Source organism: Embleya scabrispora DSM 41855 (genome assembly GCF_000372745.1).
Lineage (GTDB): Bacteria > Actinomycetota > Actinomycetes > Streptomycetales > Streptomycetaceae > Embleya > Embleya scabrispora.
The window spans coordinates 1-15,328 of sequence record NZ_KB889715.1; the positions used below are offsets into that span (position 1 = coordinate 1).

The 15,328-nt window shown below is 70.3% G+C and carries 16 protein-coding genes and 1 pseudogene; 11 read left to right on the plus strand and 6 right to left on the minus strand.

The genetic code is table 11. The annotated features are described in order from the left end of the window. Positions 1–627: 627 nt before the first annotated feature. Positions 628–1,161 carry a hypothetical protein gene (locus A3IC_RS0143415; protein ID WP_158696336.1) on the plus strand — a complete coding sequence of 178 codons (534 nt, stop codon included), beginning with the start codon at positions 628–630 and terminating at the stop codon, positions 1,159–1,161. A 317-nt stretch (positions 1,162–1,478) separates the two neighbouring features. Here the strand turns inward: A3IC_RS0143415 and A3IC_RS0143420 are convergent, their stop codons facing one another. After that, positions 1,479–2,192 carry an SDR family NAD(P)-dependent oxidoreductase gene (locus A3IC_RS0143420; protein WP_020556340.1) on the minus strand — a complete coding sequence of 238 codons (714 nt, stop codon included), beginning with the start codon at positions 2,190–2,192 and terminating at the stop codon, positions 1,479–1,481. A 276-nt stretch (positions 2,193–2,468) separates the two neighbouring features. Next, a complete protein-coding gene (locus A3IC_RS66135; RefSeq protein WP_425387394.1) occupies positions 2,469–2,861 on the minus strand; it encodes a muconolactone Delta-isomerase family protein in 393 nt (130 codons plus the stop codon). Between the two features lie 48 nt (positions 2,862–2,909). Here A3IC_RS66135 and A3IC_RS0143425 point away from each other — a divergent pair, with 48 nt between their 5' ends. Continuing rightward, entirely contained in the window at positions 2,910–3,527 is a 618-nt protein-coding gene (locus tag A3IC_RS0143425; protein WP_026219407.1) for a TetR/AcrR family transcriptional regulator, read from the plus strand. Between the two features lie 62 nt (positions 3,528–3,589). Next, positions 3,590–4,657 (plus strand): NAD(P)H-dependent flavin oxidoreductase, encoded by a 1,068-nt coding sequence (locus A3IC_RS0143430; protein ID WP_321184123.1) that lies wholly within the window; start codon positions 3,590–3,592, stop codon positions 4,655–4,657. A 1,133-nt stretch (positions 4,658–5,790) separates the two neighbouring features. Here A3IC_RS0143430 and A3IC_RS0143440 read toward each other — a convergent pair. Beyond that, positions 5,791–6,252, minus strand: a complete 462-nt coding sequence (locus tag A3IC_RS0143440; RefSeq protein ID WP_020556344.1) for a TetR family transcriptional regulator — start codon at positions 6,250–6,252, stop codon at positions 5,791–5,793. A 199-nt stretch (positions 6,253–6,451) separates the two neighbouring features. On the opposite strand from A3IC_RS0143440, the gene A3IC_RS0143445 reads away from it, so the two are divergent. The 5 genes from A3IC_RS0143445 (at position 6,452) to A3IC_RS73255 (ending at position 10,089) form a co-directional block, all read left to right on the plus strand. Continuing rightward, on the plus strand, positions 6,452–7,036 hold the full coding sequence (locus tag A3IC_RS0143445; protein ID WP_040878247.1) for an ester cyclase: 585 nt from the start codon (positions 6,452–6,454) through the stop codon (positions 7,034–7,036). A gap of 1,026 nt (positions 7,037–8,062) precedes the next feature. After that, entirely contained in the window at positions 8,063–8,689 is a 627-nt protein-coding gene (gene wrbA / locus A3IC_RS0143455) for an NAD(P)H:quinone oxidoreductase (protein ID WP_020556347.1), read from the plus strand. Between the two features lie 315 nt (positions 8,690–9,004). Further along, positions 9,005–9,307 carry a muconolactone Delta-isomerase family protein gene (locus A3IC_RS0143460; protein ID WP_020556348.1) on the plus strand — a complete coding sequence of 101 codons (303 nt, stop codon included), beginning with the start codon at positions 9,005–9,007 and terminating at the stop codon, positions 9,305–9,307. Positions 9,308–9,400: 93 nt separating this feature from the next. Beyond that, on the plus strand, positions 9,401–9,772 hold the full coding sequence (locus tag A3IC_RS0143465) for an SgcJ/EcaC family oxidoreductase (protein WP_026219410.1): 372 nt from the start codon (positions 9,401–9,403) through the stop codon (positions 9,770–9,772). A 26-nt stretch (positions 9,773–9,798) separates the two neighbouring features. Then, positions 9,799–10,089, plus strand: coding sequence for a hypothetical protein (locus A3IC_RS73255; RefSeq protein WP_020556350.1), 291 nt, complete (start codon positions 9,799–9,801; stop codon positions 10,087–10,089). Positions 10,090–10,767: 678 nt separating this feature from the next. On the opposite strand, the pseudogene A3IC_RS59935 reads toward A3IC_RS73255, so the two are convergent. After that, a pseudogene (locus A3IC_RS59935) lies at positions 10,768–11,002 on the minus strand (IS630 family transposase); the annotation flags it as partial. Between the two features lie 357 nt (positions 11,003–11,359). Between A3IC_RS59935 and A3IC_RS59940 the strand changes: the two are divergent. Together A3IC_RS59940 and A3IC_RS71955 are read left to right on the plus strand one after the other, a co-directional pair. Next, entirely contained in the window at positions 11,360–12,073 is a 714-nt protein-coding gene (locus tag A3IC_RS59940; protein ID WP_245599826.1) for a hypothetical protein, read from the plus strand. Further along, a complete protein-coding gene (locus tag A3IC_RS71955) occupies positions 12,063–12,698 on the plus strand; it encodes a Fic family protein (protein ID WP_245599827.1) in 636 nt (211 codons plus the stop codon). The genes A3IC_RS59940 and A3IC_RS71955 overlap by 11 nt, the downstream gene beginning before the upstream one ends. Before the next feature lie 367 nt (positions 12,699–13,065). Here the strand turns inward: A3IC_RS71955 and A3IC_RS0143490 are convergent, their stop codons facing one another. Together A3IC_RS0143490 and A3IC_RS69395 are read right to left on the minus strand one after the other, a co-directional pair. Next, positions 13,066–13,263, minus strand: coding sequence for a hypothetical protein (locus tag A3IC_RS0143490; RefSeq protein WP_020556351.1), 198 nt, complete (start codon positions 13,261–13,263; stop codon positions 13,066–13,068). Positions 13,264–13,911: 648 nt separating this feature from the next. Further along, positions 13,912–14,067 (minus strand): hypothetical protein, encoded by a 156-nt coding sequence (locus tag A3IC_RS69395; protein WP_158696337.1) that lies wholly within the window; start codon positions 14,065–14,067, stop codon positions 13,912–13,914. A 601-nt stretch (positions 14,068–14,668) separates the two neighbouring features. Between A3IC_RS69395 and A3IC_RS0143500 the strand changes: the two genes are divergently transcribed. Then, a complete protein-coding gene (locus A3IC_RS0143500; protein ID WP_020556353.1) occupies positions 14,669–15,028 on the plus strand; it encodes a four-helix bundle copper-binding protein in 360 nt (119 codons plus the stop codon). Positions 15,029–15,328 lie beyond the last annotated feature (300 nt).

Sequence of the window (15,328 nt, forward strand, 5' to 3'; positions counted from 1 at the left end):
CCTTGCGCCATGAGGCGAAGGTATTGATCACGCTTGTCCGCCAACGGAGCAGGTCCGCGCTTCTTCGATGTTCGCCGCGGCTTGGCCATCGCAACACCCCGCAGGGTCAGGTGTTGCAACCACCTTTAGAACCCAAGGCGTCCCGCCGGGGCCAACTCAACACGTCATAGCCAGTCTTGCCCATGGGGGCGGGCAGGACGTTCGTACATGCCGACACGCGGGCGCCGACACGGACCAGCAGAGCTGCACCCGATGCCTCGGTGGCGGTCCAGGCACGAGAGTTGCCGCCCTTGTCGGAGAACTCCGTTCTCCTGTACACCTGTTGGTCGCGTCCGAATCCGATCGCCTTTTCGTGCAAGGCGGTTCGAAAGCGGAACGTGATTCCTCGGTCACGTAATCGGGGCCTGGTTGGTAGGGTCGCTGCGTCGACCACACGGGGGTGTCATCAGGCGTCGAGAACGTCGCGCGGCAATGGCGGGTGCGATGCCGGCGATTGCGCTGGGTGTGGGTTGCAGCGGTGACGGAAACAACCCGGGCCTGCCCGGGTTACCTCCGGACGCCTCCCCTGCCCCGGCGTCGGGCGGTGCGCGAGCGCCGGAGCGCGGGGGGCTGTTCGGGCCGGGAACCGTGACGGTGATGTGGTGCGACGGCACGCCGGGAGGTCTGAGCACGTTCGGGGCCGCGATCGTCTCGTACACGGCCGACGGGCGTGTCGCCGGGCAGCGTCCGGTCTCGTTCCCCTCGGACAGCGAACCGCAGTACGTGTGCGGGTCTCCGCGGGACCTGTCGCAGCAGCAGGTGCGGCAGTTGTTCAACAAGGACTTCACCCTGCTCGCGGGGATCGTGCGCGCGGCGAACGGGCAGGGCCGGCAGGCGACCGCGCTCGATCTCGTGTCCGGGCGGGTGGTCGGTCCGCGGCCCAATCCGGACGCGTTCGGTGTCGCTCCCCGTCATTCCTCGCCCGTCTTCCAGTCCGGTACGGACCTCCTGTGGTACCAGGATCAGGACCGGCGCATCCGGTCCCGAGACGCGCGCGACGCAGACACCGCCGTCGACCACCTCGCCCCCGAGCCGGCCTCACGTCGGCAAATACCGGGTTCGGCGGACGGCAACGCCCGGTCGGCACCCACAAGGGCGTCCCGGACCCGCGCACCATCCTGATCGGCTGTTCCGCGTCCTCGACGAGGGAATGTGACGGCCTTCTCGTCCGTGACACCCGGCGGTGGCGCGCCCGGAGGCGAGGGCTTCGAACTCGGCGATCCCCCTCGGTCTGCGGGCCGGGCCGACCACACGATGTTCGGCGGTCAGGGGGCCTCCCAGGCGAAGGCAGGGCCCGGGACCACTCCTGAAACCGGTCGTCAGGAAACGTCTGCTCAGCGGACTGGACCACCCCGGTCTCCTGTGCCTGGAGTGCTCTGTGGCCGCCGGAATGGGCCCTGCCCCACGAAGAAGAGGGCGGGCATCCGGTGGCCTGCGGCTCAGCGGCCGGCGGTCTGGCCGCCGTCGACGGGGAGGATGACGCCGGTAACGAACGGGGCGTTCTCAAGGTAGACCACCGCGTCGACGATGTCGCTCACCTCGCCCATCCGGCCGACCGGGTGCGAGGCGGCGAGGATCTCGTGGAACTCCTCGGGGTGCATGGGGGTCTTGATGGTGCCCAGGGCGACGGCGTTGCTGCGGATGCCGCGGGTGGCGTACTCGATGGCCAGCGCCTTGGTGGCGGATTGCAGGCCACCCTTGGTCAGCGAGGCGAGTACCGAGGTCACGTTGGAGTCGGGCTGGTCGCCCAGGCTGCTCGTGATCTGCACGATGTGACCGCCTCCCTGTTCGAGCATGCGCTCGACCGCGAGCTGGGTGATCCGGAAGAAGCCGTCCACGTTCACGCCGAGCACCGCCTCGTAGTCGTCCTCGGTGTAGTCGGTGAAGGACTTGGCGACGAAGATCCCGGCGTTGTTGATCAGAGTGTCGATGTGGCCGAACCGCTCGACACCCGCGGCGATGACACGCTCGGCGGTGCCACGGTCGGCGATGTCGCCCTGGATGGTGAGGATCTCCGGGTCCTGCGACTCGGGAATGCCACGCGAGGTGGCGACGACGGCGTAGCCCAGCTTCCGGTAGGCGGCGACAAGGCCGGCGCCGATCCCCTGCGAGGCACCGGTGATGACCGCGACCTTCTGACGTTGACTGCTCATGGATGACCTTCTTCAAGAGGGTGGGATCTACGAACCGAACTAGTCGACCGGTCAGTTTCAAAGTAGACGACCGGTCGACAATTGTCAAAGAGCGGCTCCGGGCAGGGGTGGCCCGGCCTCCGGCGGCAGCGCAAGTAGCCCGAGCGGGCTGCGTGTGGCCTGACACGCGCAGGTGATGCGGGAAACCGATCCGGTGAACGGTGGCCGCAGCAGCGGCGGCCGGGGCAACGACGGCCCTCGGGAGCGGACCCGGTGGCAACCGCGGGGAGCCAGTGTTTACGACGCGGGGCGGTGAACCGGCGATGCGTGCGCGGCCCCGCCCTCGCGAGCCCGGCCGGAGGCCGCCGGCTGCGCCGCGGGCTGCGGCCGGGCACACGGCTCCAGGCCGTTCGACCCCGGCTGCGGCAGGTCAGACCGCGTCGCCGGTGCCGCCTGGGTCGTTGGGGCGCGAGTGGACGGGAGTGACCACCGCAGTCGTCCACGGCCACAGGGAAGTGAGCCGAGCACCTTCTCGTACAGCTCGGCCTCGTCGGCAGCCCGCCACAGACCGACACTGCGCAGTTCACCCACCGGGCGCCACGGCCTGACCAGGTGACCGACGGCAGCCAACTCCGCGGCCCTGACGGCTTCGGCCGTGCGGCGGCGGTCGACCTCGGTCGAATCGCCCACTAGCCGACCGGTCCAGTAAACATAGTCGGGCGGTCGTATACTGGCAACATGGGACGGACCAGTGATGCCAGAGAGAAGATCCTCAGCGCTGCGCAGTCACTCATCGAGCTGCGTGGCTACTCGGCCCTGGGTGTGGCCGAGATCTGCAAGGCAGCCGAGGTACCCAAGGGCAGTTTCTACTACTTCTTCGAGTCCAAGGAGGCTCTCGCGCTGGCCGTGATCGACGAGCACTGGGCCACCCAGCAGCGCGACTGGACCCGCATCATGAACAGCGACGCGGAGCCACTGCAGCGGCTGCGGCAGCTGTTCGAGGAGACGGAAGCGGGCCAGCGCGCCGGCCAGCAGAGCTGCGGGACCGTTTCGGGCTGCCTGTTCGGGAATCTCACCCTGGAGATGAGCAACCAGACCGAAGCGGTCCGCAAGCGCCTGCAGGAGATCTTCGACGCCCAGGCCGAGATGGTCGACTCGGCCATCACCGAGGCCCTCGAGCGTGGCGAGGTCACGGTCACCGACACCCGTGCGGCCGCCCGATCCGTCGTCGCACAACTCGAGGGCCAGGTCCTGTTCGCCAAGCTCTACAACAACACGTCCCAGCTCGGCACCCTCTGGACCAACTGCCTGGCGATGCTGGGCGCTCGCGCGCCCCAGGCGCCGGCAGACGCCTGAGACGACGGACAGCCGCAGGTCTCGATCCGCAGTTGTCGGGGCCGATCGGTGGACCCGACGCGGTGAGCATCGCCGGCTCGCAGGAGGAGGACACGGTCATGGTCTCGCCACTGGTTGCCCTCGGGGTGAGCACTCCGATTCTCGCCGCGCCCATGGCCGGCGGCCCGACCACGCCCGAACTTGTCATCGCGGCGGCCGGTGCCGGCGGCCTCGGGTTCATCGCCGGTGGGTACAAGACCGCGGACTCCCTGGGCGAGCAGATCGCCCGTGTCCGCTCGGCGGGCGTCGGATTCGGGGTCAACGTGTTCGTGCCGAATCCGGTGCCGGTGGATCCGGGAGCCTTCCGCGCCTTCGCCCGTGCGATCGCACCGGTGGCCCGGGCGTACGGCGTGGACACCACGGAGGCCGGGATCGTGGAGGACGACGACCACTGGGCGGACAAGATCGACCTCCTGCTCTCCGCCCCCGTACCGGTCGTCAGCTTCACCTTCGGCATCCCGGAACCGGCGGTCGTCGCCGCCTTTCGCGCGGCCGGAACCCTGGTCGTCCAGACGGTCACCTCACCCGTGGAGGCCCGCGCCGCCGCACGAGCGGGCGTCGATGTGCTTGCCGTGCAGGCTTCGGCTGCCGGAGGCCACTCGGGCACGTTGACGCCGCAGCGCACGCCCCCTGCCGTGCCCCTGCCCGACCTGCTGGAAGCGGTTCGGAAGGTGGTGTCCATGCCCCTGATTGCCGCAGGTGGCATCGCCGCACCGGACGCCGTGACCGAAGCGCTCCGGGCCGGGGCCGTGGCAGCCATGGTGGGTACCGTCCTGCTGTCCGCCGACGAAGCCGGGACCTCCTCCCCCTACCGGGCCGTGCTCGCCGACCCGGCACGCCGTCGGACGGTGGTGACACGCGCGTTCACCGGTCGCCCGGCGCGAGCGCTGCGCAACGACTTCACCGATCGGTTCGGCGACCTGGCCCCGGACGGTTACCCGGCCCTGCACCACCTGACCAGCCCGATGCGCAGGGCCGCAGCGGCGGCCAACGATCCGGAGCGGATCAACCTGTGGGCTGGAACGGGCTTCCGTCACGCGACCGCGGAGCCCACCGCGCGGATTCTTCAACGACTGGCCTCCCGAGCATGAATGGCCCGGTTGATTCGGGATCGCCCAAGGGGCGCGAGCCCTGTCGGTGACGGAGTGCGCAGCGAATGGGCCCGGATCCTGCCGAACGATGCGCAGCCGCGACTGCGCCGACCGTTCGAGGAGACCGGGGCTGACCTGTGCGCAGCCGGCGGCGTTGCGGGAGCGTCTCCAAATGCGTGTTCGGCAATCTCGCCCGAAGCCCAGCAAGCGGACCGAGCCCATCCGCAAACGCCTGCGGCAGATACTCGACCCCGGGAGGCCGCCGACACTCGTCGCTCTCCGCACGTCGACCGGACATTGCAGCGTCAGCTCCCGACGAGCCCCGGATCGGTGGGCAGGCCAAGCGCGAGGCTTTCCTCGGGCGTCTGCCACCTACGGCAACACCTTCGGCAGTCGCTCCGCCAGAATCGCGGCCGGGGCGTGGCAGACGACGGCGTGCGGTTTGCCCGAGGGCGAGCGCCGCGGTCAGCAACCGGCCCACGTCGGCGTTGAGCCACAGGTCTTCCATCGGACCGTGGCCGCCGGGGAGGTGGACGGCGTCGTAGTCCTCCAAGCGGGCGTCCGACAGCTGGATCGGTCGCCGGATCTCCTCCACGGTGCGGATGACACACTCCAGGGCGAGGGTGATCCGGGCACGGCCTGCCATCTCGGGGCGCAGGCTCATCATGTCCAGGTTCGGGACGACCCCGTTGGGGGTGGCCACCACCACGTGGTGGCTTCCGTGAGCGCCTTGTACGGGGCCGCGAACTCCCCGGCCCAGTAACCGGTCGCGTGTCTGGTGCCGTCCTTGAGCACTTGCAGATCTCGGCCACGGCCGGCACCGAATAGCACCGCAGTTCGATGAGCGACTGCACGGCGCTGATGATCTTCCCCCGGCGCACCGGTCCATCCGATGGTTGCAGACATACGACCGCTCGACTACTCTCATACTAGACCGGTCGGCTACTAATCCCCGGTGTCCACGCGCGCAGTCCGCGACGACGCACAGCGGGAGCCGCCTCCGCACGCCCACGCGCAGATGAGAGCCGAAGCGATGAGCCATCCGATACATGACGCCCTTCGGCGCCGGAAGGCCGCTTCGGCTCCCGGCGCCGGGTCCTCGCGACGGGAGGTGCACATGGCGCGCCGCGGATTCAGTGGATGGTGGCGACGGCGGTGCGGTACAGGACTTCCTCGGCTCGGTCCCACGACCAGCCGTTCTCGACCACCAACGTACGCCAGCCGCCGGGGCCGAACCAGAACCGCAGCAGGTCCGCCGTCTCGTCCACCGTGTAGCGGGGAGGTGGAGCCAGAGTGTGGAGGTGACCGGCGGCGGCGTGGAGTGCGTCACGGTAGTCCGTGGTCGCACGTTCCCACAGCGCCTCGCCGTGCTCGTGGGAGGGCAGGGCCTTGCGGACCGCCTCGTGCACGGTGAACTGCCCCTCATTGCCCAGCCGCGTGCCGCGGGCGAGGGCTTCGAGAACCCCCTCGGGCGTCCGCTGGGCGATCACCTGTTCCATGGCCTGCTCGTAGTCCGGCGCCGCGATGTCCGCGACGGTCACTCGCCCGTAGCCGCGGTCGGCGAACAACTCGGCGGCCCGCCGCAGGATCAGCACACGCGCCCGAGCGGCGGCCTCCTCACGCAGGGGTGAGATGTACGCGCGCTTGAAGGCGATGGGCCACCCTACCGATGACCGTTTGACGTATTGATTAGGCGCTTTGGAACTTCAATTACGCCCGGCCCGACCGAACCGAACCGGTTGCGGCAGCCGAGGCGGCGGCCGGCGAAGGCCGCACAGCGGAGAGGTGGAAACGATGACCCCGGACACCGTCGAACTGGCGCACGGGCTCTTCCGGATACTCGAGACGGGCGACCCGGCCCTGGCTCTCGATGTCGTGGGCGAGGACAACCACAACCGGGAGGCCGCCGTCGCACCGCCGGCCTGCGCCGCAGCGGGACCGGCGGGCACACTGGCCTCGTCGGCGTGGCTGCGTTCGGCCTTCAGCGACCTGCGCTTCCCCGTCCTCGGCATTGCCGCGAACGATGATCAGGTCTGGGTCCGGCTGCGCATGCAGGGTCGGCACACCGGCCCGTTCGTGCGTTTCCGGGACGGCGCGCTCGACCAGGCCATCCCCCCGACCGGACGCGAGATCGATTTCGAGCAGGTCCACGTGCTCGACATCCGCAACGCGAAGGTGGTCCGGCACGAGGCGCTGCGGGACGACATCGCCATGCTCGGGCAGCTCGGCGTATTCCCCCCGTCTCCGGCCACCGCCCTGCGCATGCTCGCCTGGCGGATGTCCGGACGGGCCGCCCGCGCGGCCGCCGAGGTCACGAGCCTGGCCGCCGACGCCGCCGGCACCGCCGCGGGCACCCCGCGTCCGGGCGACGCGGAGTAACCGACGGGTTGCCCGGACCGCCCGTCGGGTGCACGGTTGCGTCACGCCACCCGTCCATACGGGACTCGTCCGAGGCCGAAGGCACAGGCGGCGGAAGCGACTTGGTGCTCATACCCGCCGACACACCCCGCAGTCGAGACTGCGATGCATCCCGAGCGGGCACCACGCGCGGCCCGCCGAACTCCACCCGGTGGGTCGCATGGGCGTAGGTCGGCGACATCACCGATGCGGTGATCCACCCGGAGAACGCCAGCTTCGCCACCGGGGCGATCCTGCCCGTGGACACCGGACGACACCGCTGGACACCGACCACGGCAGTGGTCGGCCGGGGATCCGGCGGCTGCCGGCCGCATCACCGCCGGGCGGTTTCCGGGCGGTGCCGTCGCTCCGGTCGGCCTTTCGGCGTGTGTGGTCACGAGGATTGGGCCAGATGTCGGCCGAGGTCGCGCTCGACGCCGTCCGGACGCCGGAGGCCGGCATCGAAGAGCCGCTTGACGCGGTGGATGTTCTCCGTTCGGCCGGACGTGCGGAAGAACACGGCCGGTGCCGTCCCGAACCCCTCGACGGGAGGCAGGGGTGACCGCATCGACGAGCGACTTGGCTTCCCGTACCGCCACGCGGTCGAAGCCGGGGACCCTGCGGGCGAAGGCGTCGACGAACTGCTCCAGTTCGCGCTCCGGCACGACGCGGTTGACGCAGACGCCGACGCCGCCCGGGCCGGCGCCGTGTTCACCCTCGGCGCCATGGTCGGCGCCACACACACATGGCCCGCGCCACAGCCGGCCCCGACCTGTCCGACGAACCACTGTGGTCCGTCGCCGACCGGCTCAGGCGGCGCGCGCCGCGAACCCTGCCGCCCATCACCCGACGCGCACCCCAGGTCCCGGCTCGGTGCGGTGCGGCAGGCTCGCGGGTCGCGGCCATTTGCCACTAGACGACCGGTCGACTAATCTCCGGAGGGTCGACTTCGGCTCACGAAGTCCCCCGTGACAAGAAACCGAGTCCCTCATGAAGTGGAGAGCCCGCGTGGCCACCCCCGTCAAGGTCGCTGTCGTCTACTACTCGTCCACCGGCACGATCGCCGAGATCGCCCAGGAACTGCGGGATGCCGGCATCAAGGCCGGTGCCGAGGTCCGTCTGCTCAAGGTCGCCGAACTCGCTCCGAGGGCGGCCATCGACGCCAACCCCGCGTGGGCCGCCAACCACGCCGCCACGGCGGGCATCCCCGAGGCCACCCCCGAGGACATCGAGTGGGCCGACGCCGTCCTCTTCGGCACCCCCACCCGCTTCGGCAACGTCTCGTCCCAGCTGAAGCAGTTCATCGACACCCTCGGCGGCCTCTGGGCCGAAGGCAAGCTCGCCGACAAGGTCTACAGCGGCTTCGTCTCCAGTGCGACCGCGCACGCCGGCCAGGAGTCCACCCTGCTGGCGCTCTACAACTCCATCCACCACTTCGGCGGCATAACCGTCAGCCCCGGGTTCACCGACCCCGCCAAGTTCACCGACGGCAACCCCTATGGCACCTCGCACGTCGATGCCCAAGGCGGCAACCCCGTCGACGACACCACGCGCACCGCCGCCCGAATCCAGATCGAGCGCGTCATCAAGATGGCCGCGGCGTTCAAGTCCGCCACCGTCAAGGACGCGGCCTGACCGACCCGCCGGGCGCATGCCTGTCAGGCGCCGCCCGCGGCGGCCCTGACAGGCTCCGACGGCACCGCTGTCTGCGTGCGGGGCCGCAATGTGGGTGCCGATGACGGACGATGACAGAAGGCTCCTCCGTGCCGAACACGCCGCTGAAGCGCCCTGAGCCGGCCTCGGCGCCCTCGCCATCGTCGGCGCCGACCGCGGACCCGGTGCCCGCGAAAGCCGGGCGAGCCGTCCCGTGCGCGGGAGACACGGTGCCGCTCCGAGACGGGACCGGCGGCCCGGCGGCCCGTAAAGCAGAAGCGAGAGAGGAGAAGGGCCATGAAGGAGTTCCTGGTCACGCTCACCACGACGGTGCCCGACGGGACCGACCCGGCCGAGGTCGGCCGGCGCCGCGCCGATGAGTCCGTGCGGGCGAAGGAGCTCGCCGCCACGGGCCACCTGGTCAGGCTGTGGCGCCCGGTGGGGAAGCTCTACAGCATCGGCGTATGGCGCGCCGACGACGAGGCGGATCTGCGCGAGAACGTCCTGGGGACGCTGCCCCTGTGGCCGTGGATGACCGCGGTGGTCACCGCCGTACAGCCGCACCCCAACGACCCGGGCCCGACAGGCCATTCCGCCTAGTTCGAACCTTCCGCGCCCGTGGCATGCCCCACGGGCGCGGCAACGATCGCCATCGGGTGCCGCCCGTGCGGCCCCTTCATGAGAGGAGACCTGATGAACGACGCGGCAGCACAGGACGCGATCCTGAGTGGCGTCATGGACCGGTGGAAGGCGGGGGTCGATGCCCACGAACCGGAGGAGGTCGCCGCATGTTTCACCGAGGACGCCGTCTTCCAGGGACTTCGTCCCTACGTCGTCGGCCGTCAGGGCATCGCCGAGTACTACGATGCGCAGCCTCTCGGGTTGACGGCGGACTACCGGGTACTGGAGACACGACAGTTGGCCGAGGACGTCCTGCTCGGCTACCTGGGCGTCGACTTCTCGTTCACCGACCGACCGACCGTCAAGGTCACTCTCGGCGTCGTCTTGAGGCGTGCCGCCGACCGGTGGTCCATCGCCCACTACCAGGTATCGAAGCTGGATTGAGCGCAAACCGGTACGTGGATCGACTCATGGCCGACACCCGCACGATTCCCATCCTCCGCTGCGCATCGACCGACGAGATCGCCGACCTCCACACAGCCCTCGGATTCAAGGTGGGCTATCGGCCGGACCGGACGCCCGGATCCGCGCGCGCGGCGTTCCTGACCGGGTACGGCGGGTCGCTCACCCCGGTCGAGGAGGAACACCTGACTGCCGTGTCCGCACGAGATGCCGTCTCCGGGATCCGGTACGGCTGCGAGCACGGCGATCCGGAACCGGTCGAGCGCGGGCGCCGCACCCTGGCCGGCCTGCGCGCCTGACCCACCGCACGGCGCGGGAGCCGGATCGGGCGGGCCGCAGGCGTCGGGCCCGGGACCGGGCATCGTCGCGAAGGAGGAGCCGGAGCGTGATGGGGGCCGCGAGGTACACACGACGTCGGCGTTCCGCCTTCCCGGGTGGTGACGGCCGGGAGTGGGCCGAGTTGCCGACCGGACGCGGCATGGCCCGCCTTCCCCGGTCGGGGCGCCCTGTTCCACCTCGTCCTCGGGGTCTCCGTGCCGGCGGGTCGTGACAGGGTCGGCGTTGCGGTGTCGAAGAGGTCTCCGAGGCCGACGCCGCGGGGGATCCGGTCGAGGGCGGTGAACAGCGCGCCGCCCAGCTACGGCGGCCGATTCCGGGTTACTGGGCGGCGAGCAGGTGCAGTTGGGCGCCGTGTGCGTCGGCCGAGCCGCGAACGCGAACCCGTCCACCGCGGCCCTCTTCGGCCTCCGGGGCGTGATCGGCCGGGCCCGAATTCCTGTGCCACGCGCTCCAGTCGGCCTCGGTGGTTCTCCCACCACGGACCGGTTGCCCGGCGGCAAGCCGTCGTTGTCCTCCGACGTCCCTACGGCCCCGTCGATGAGCTCCCGGACGATGTCGGCGTGGGGCCGGTGTACCGGTGGATTTCGGCGATCACGCGCACTCCTGAGGTTTTCGTCGTGATGTCGGTGGGTTGGTTTTCATTCCCTGGGTCGGATGGTGAGGCCGGTTTCGGCGAGGCAGGCGTCGTTGGATGTGGCGGAGGCCGTGTCTGATCGTGCGGACCAGGTGGTCGGCGTCGGTGAACCCGACGTTGCCGGTGAAGCCGCGACGGACCAGCGACCGGATGCCCTCGACCGGGTTCAGGTCCGGCGCGTAACTCGACAACTGTCCGATCGTCAGCCAGTCGTGCTCGGCGGTGTATTCCGGGATGCCGACCCGACCCGAACTGTGGTTGTGCACCGAGACGATCGACGCGTTCGTCCTGACGGGATGCCCGGCCGCAGCCCCGGATCCGTGCTCACCCACCGTTCGCTGCTGCGACGGCTGCGCAATGCCCTGGTCTGGCCGTTCGCATGTCGGCTCCCATGGTGCGCGACGCTCCATACGAGACGACCGTCATGGCCCAACTCCGCGGTTGAGCGGGTCATTTGGCCGGGCGGAGGAGGCTCGACCGGCCACGTACGGGTGACCGTGCTCGCCAGGGCGAAGGCGCCCGGGCGGCGGGAGACGCCCGTCGGCGGTCCGCAAATTCGGGTGACATGCCTCGATTCCGTCGGCATCATCGATCGGTTGTTCTGCCACGTCCGACTTCGGGGGTACACCACGTCCATCCACCGGGAACTGCGAGCCTGGGCGCTGCCGTGGCCCGCCGCCGACCCTCGCCAAAACGCCTTCGAATGGGACGACGACGAGAGGGCCCGGCTCACGGCTCTGGTCGCCTCGATGACCCCTCCGGCCGATGTCGACGGAACGGAGAACTACCGCTTCACACGCGAGGTGACCGCGTTGCTGGTGTCGCGCTACGGCCGCTGGGCCTGCCGCTGGAACTGGACGATCTACAACGGTGGACCTGTTGCCACCTGGTACTACCACGCGCATTCGGCCGGAGAGGCGCAGGAGATCGCCGCACGGGTCGTGGCTTCCTTGCTGGAGTGGCGTGACTGGCTGGAGGACACGGCCGAACGGTTCGAGGATCTCGCCCCACCTCCCGGCTCGGATACCGAGGACCGCAGTTGGCATCTGGAGCGCGCGGTGACCCGTCTGGTCACCGCGGTGGTGGACCGCACGCACGCCGAGTCGGGCTGGTACGCGCTCTGCGACACGACGTTGACCTGGTTCCTGTCCTCCACCGGCCTGGGACCCGAGGAGGCGACGGAGGCGGTCGAGGCGGCGATCGGCGGGCGGTTCAAGAGCTGGGTCGAGCCCGCTCCGACGCTGGTGGACGCGGTGGGCGAGGCCCTGGCGATCGGCCTCACCGGTTGCGGGTTCTACCGTGAGCAATGACGCGCTGGCCACATGGCGCCAAGTCAGGGAGCGGGTCGACTGGTCCTCGGCCGCGGCGGCGGCCACCGTTCCCGTGCCCCCGGTCGTCGACGGACTCGCCGCCTGGTTCGACGGCCCGGTTCGACGGCGCGACCCGGGCCGTGCCGATCGGCTGCTCGCCGCGATGACCCTCTCCCGCGCCGCAGCCGGCCGGGGAAAACCGCTCACTCCGGCCCTGCTCCACGACTGCCGGAAACTGGTGCTGGGCATACCCGACGTGCGCTTGCGTCAGGGCGACGCCTTCGCCAAAGGCGGCCGGGAACGGTACGCCCTGACGCCGTACACCTGGCGGGACTTCGCCGCCTGCCTGCACCAGAGCGCGGATCCGTCGCTGCCCCTGTCCGCCCGCGCGGCCAGGGCCTATCTCGACATCGCCTTCTTCCACCCGTATCCGGACGGCAACGCCCGCCTGGCGCTATTGGCCCTCGCCCACGTCCTGGACGTGGCGGGAGTCCGCCTGGACGAAGTGGGGCCGCTGCAGACCACCCGTTACGCGGACGACCCCGCCGGCGCCCTCGACCTCGCGACTCTGGTCTGCGTACTGATCCGCGCCACCCATCGGCGCGCAACCGCAGCCGCACAGTGACGGAAGTCGTCGCCATCGCGGACAGGTGAGCCGTGTCAGCCGTACGCGGCTGAGCGCCCGTGTACGCCGACGCCCGGCACGCTTCGTTCGTCCCACGGGTGGGCCTGGGCAACGAGCGCCGCCGCGTGTTCTCGGGTGAGTGTCGGCGGGCCCGTGGCGGTGAGCCGCCCGTGTTCGAGGTTGCGGCGGTATCGCTCCGCGACGCACCGCGCTTGCGTCGAGCGGGGAATCCGTGTGGTGCGCTGCCCGACCCACGGTCTTCGGCCTCCCCCTTCGCTCCGGCCTCGCAGGAACGCGGGGCAGGACGATCGCCGCCGTCGAGGGTGCGGCGCGGCCCCACCCGGGTCGTTGCCGGGGTTGCGGGCGCTCAGCCGTCGACGCCGGCGCCTGCGGTGCGGACGAGGTCGGCGTCGCCGCGCAGGGCGTCGAGGACCCGGGCGTCGATCCGCGCCTGGCCGTGCTTGTCGCCGCACGGACACAGGCTCCATCCGTGGGACTCGATCCGGTCGGCGACGTGGTCGAGGATGTCGGCGGCCTCGTCGAGGACGCCCACGGGGATGTCCATGCGCTCCCGGTCGGGTCGGCCCCGACCGCGACGCCGAGTTCGAAGGAGAGGTATCGGCGGCGTGCTGCACCGTTCGGAAGTCCCCGTTGGTGGAGGCGCACTTGACGGCCTGGGCCAGCGCCATCAGGGGCTGTGAGCAGGCGTGTCGGGGCGTGGGGACCGAGCGCGCGTCGGGGCGGGCCGGGCGAACATCGTGGACGTGTTCCGCCCCCTCCGTGGCGGGGTCGGCAGCGGCGATCCGGTCTGCGATCACGTCGGGGTCGATGTAGAGCAGGACCGCCCGGGGCCGACGTCCAGGCGTTCGGCCGGCGTCGCCACCGCGTGGGCGAGGACGTTGCGCACCGCCACGGGCTCCACGTCCAGGACGCGCCCTGAGGGGCCTCGCGTTTCCGTGTCACCAGGGACTCGTACGTCGTGCTCTCTTCGATGTCTGCCACGACCGTCAGCGCAGGACCGGCCTTCGCGTCGGGTCCGGCGAACCGGGCGCGGCCAACCCGGACGAGTGGACTCCAGCCGCCCGCACCCAGACCCGACGGGAAACCGGGTAGCGGCGTGCCGGAAACACGCCGTCGTCGGCTTCGGGGGGCGGCACACCCGGCCTCCGCAGCGAGGGCGGGCCGTCGTGCGCAGGGTCCCGGGAGGGAGTCGTCAGCGTCGGGTGACGCCGTAGCCGCTGTCGTGCAGTGCCGCGGTGCACTCGTCGCGATCGAACCACTTGTCGATGTCGGGCATCCGCGTGGAGACGGCGTCCATCCGCGCCTGCCAGTCGTGACCGGCCGGGCCGCGCGCACTCGCACTCGTCACACCCGTCCTCGCCGTGGATGTGGCCCGCCATCCACGCGTTCACCGCCACGTTGTGGACAGGGTGTGACATTGACCGTTGACCAACGAAACTCTGCCCTTGCCAGGTTCGACTCCGAGGGGTGGGTGGCGGACTGATACGGAAGCAACGCCAACCGGACAGCGACGAGACACCCGAACGCACGACAACTCCTGGCCGGTTCGGCCTCCGTCAACTACGGGGTCGGCCAACAGGGTGCAGAAGGTCGAACGCGACAACGGATGCGGGGCCTGGGGCGGATCGGCGAGCAGGCGGACCTACCACACGAAAAGGGATCGCCACCCGCAAGACGGCCGAAGAGCCGGGCGGGGGCCGGTGCCGCCTCCACGACCGACCGGCCTGCACGAGCCCGGCCACGCTCCCCGGCGATGTCTCCGCGCGACGGGGCCGGACCGCGTGCCCACGGGGATCGTCCCGGTCGGCGACCACGACTTCACCGGCGTGTCGGTCCCGTGAGGAGTTCCTGCTTCATCCAAGATCCCCATTGGGAGCAAATTCCCGACAATCCACTAAAAGGAACAATTGGTTCCCGTTCGCACGGGCAGCCACGTTCGAGGAGAAGACATGAACCACGGCGGACAGATGACCGCGGAAATGCAGAAGTGCATCGACGCCTGCATGGAGACACACGCCGCGACCGAGCGGACCGTGAGCCACTGCCTGCAGCAGGGCGGGCGTCATGTGGAGATGGCGATGATCGGCAGCCTCATGGACGCCTCGGACATGACACGCACCTGCGCGGACATGATGATGCGCCAGTCGCCCATGGCCGGCGAGATGGCCGCGATGTGCGCAAAGCAGTGCGACATGACGGCGGAGGCGTGCATGTCCATGGGAAGCGACGAGATGATGAAGCGGTGCGCGGAGGCGTGTCGAAGCTGTTCCGAGGCATGTCGCGCCATGGGTCGCATGCCTGCGCGGTAGCCCGACGTGCGGGCGGCCCCGGCACCGGGGCCGCCCGCACGGAACGATCTCCCGCTGCCTCCCCGGTCCAGCCGTCCCACCGCTCCCGCATGGACGAGGCCGCCGTAGGCGACACGGTCCGCATCGCACGGACGTCGACAACATTGATTCGACTTTCGCAACACCCCGAGCGGTCGGCGGCGTCGGCTATCGCTCGCTGTCACACCAGAACGGCGATGTGTCGGTGCAGACGGATCCGGCTCTCGATTTGCGTGATTCCCTCTTTGTCCTGGCGGGGGACGGTTATCGGGCGGTCACCGG

What these genes read in the sequence shown, in the direction of transcription:
- A3IC_RS0143420 (WP_020556340.1), bottom strand. Translation starts at nt 2,192, where the DNA reads ATGAGCAGTCAACGTCAGAAGGTCGCGGTCATCACCGGTGCCTCGCAG.
- A3IC_RS0143425 (WP_026219407.1), top strand. Translation starts at nt 2,910, where the DNA reads ATGGGACGGACCAGTGATGCCAGAGAGAAGATCCTCAGCGCTGCGCAG.
- A3IC_RS0143445 (WP_040878247.1), top strand. Translation starts at nt 6,452, where the DNA reads ATGACCCCGGACACCGTCGAACTGGCGCACGGGCTCTTCCGGATACTC.
- A3IC_RS0143460 (WP_020556348.1), top strand. Translation starts at nt 9,005, where the DNA reads ATGAAGGAGTTCCTGGTCACGCTCACCACGACGGTGCCCGACGGGACC.
- A3IC_RS0143465 (WP_026219410.1), top strand. Translation starts at nt 9,401, where the DNA reads ATGAACGACGCGGCAGCACAGGACGCGATCCTGAGTGGCGTCATGGAC.
- A3IC_RS73255 (WP_020556350.1), top strand. Translation starts at nt 9,799, where the DNA reads ATGGCCGACACCCGCACGATTCCCATCCTCCGCTGCGCATCGACCGAC.
- A3IC_RS0143490 (WP_020556351.1), bottom strand. Translation starts at nt 13,263, where the DNA reads ATGGACATCCCCGTGGGCGTCCTCGACGAGGCCGCCGACATCCTCGAC.
- A3IC_RS0143500 (WP_020556353.1), top strand. Translation starts at nt 14,669, where the DNA reads ATGAACCACGGCGGACAGATGACCGCGGAAATGCAGAAGTGCATCGAC.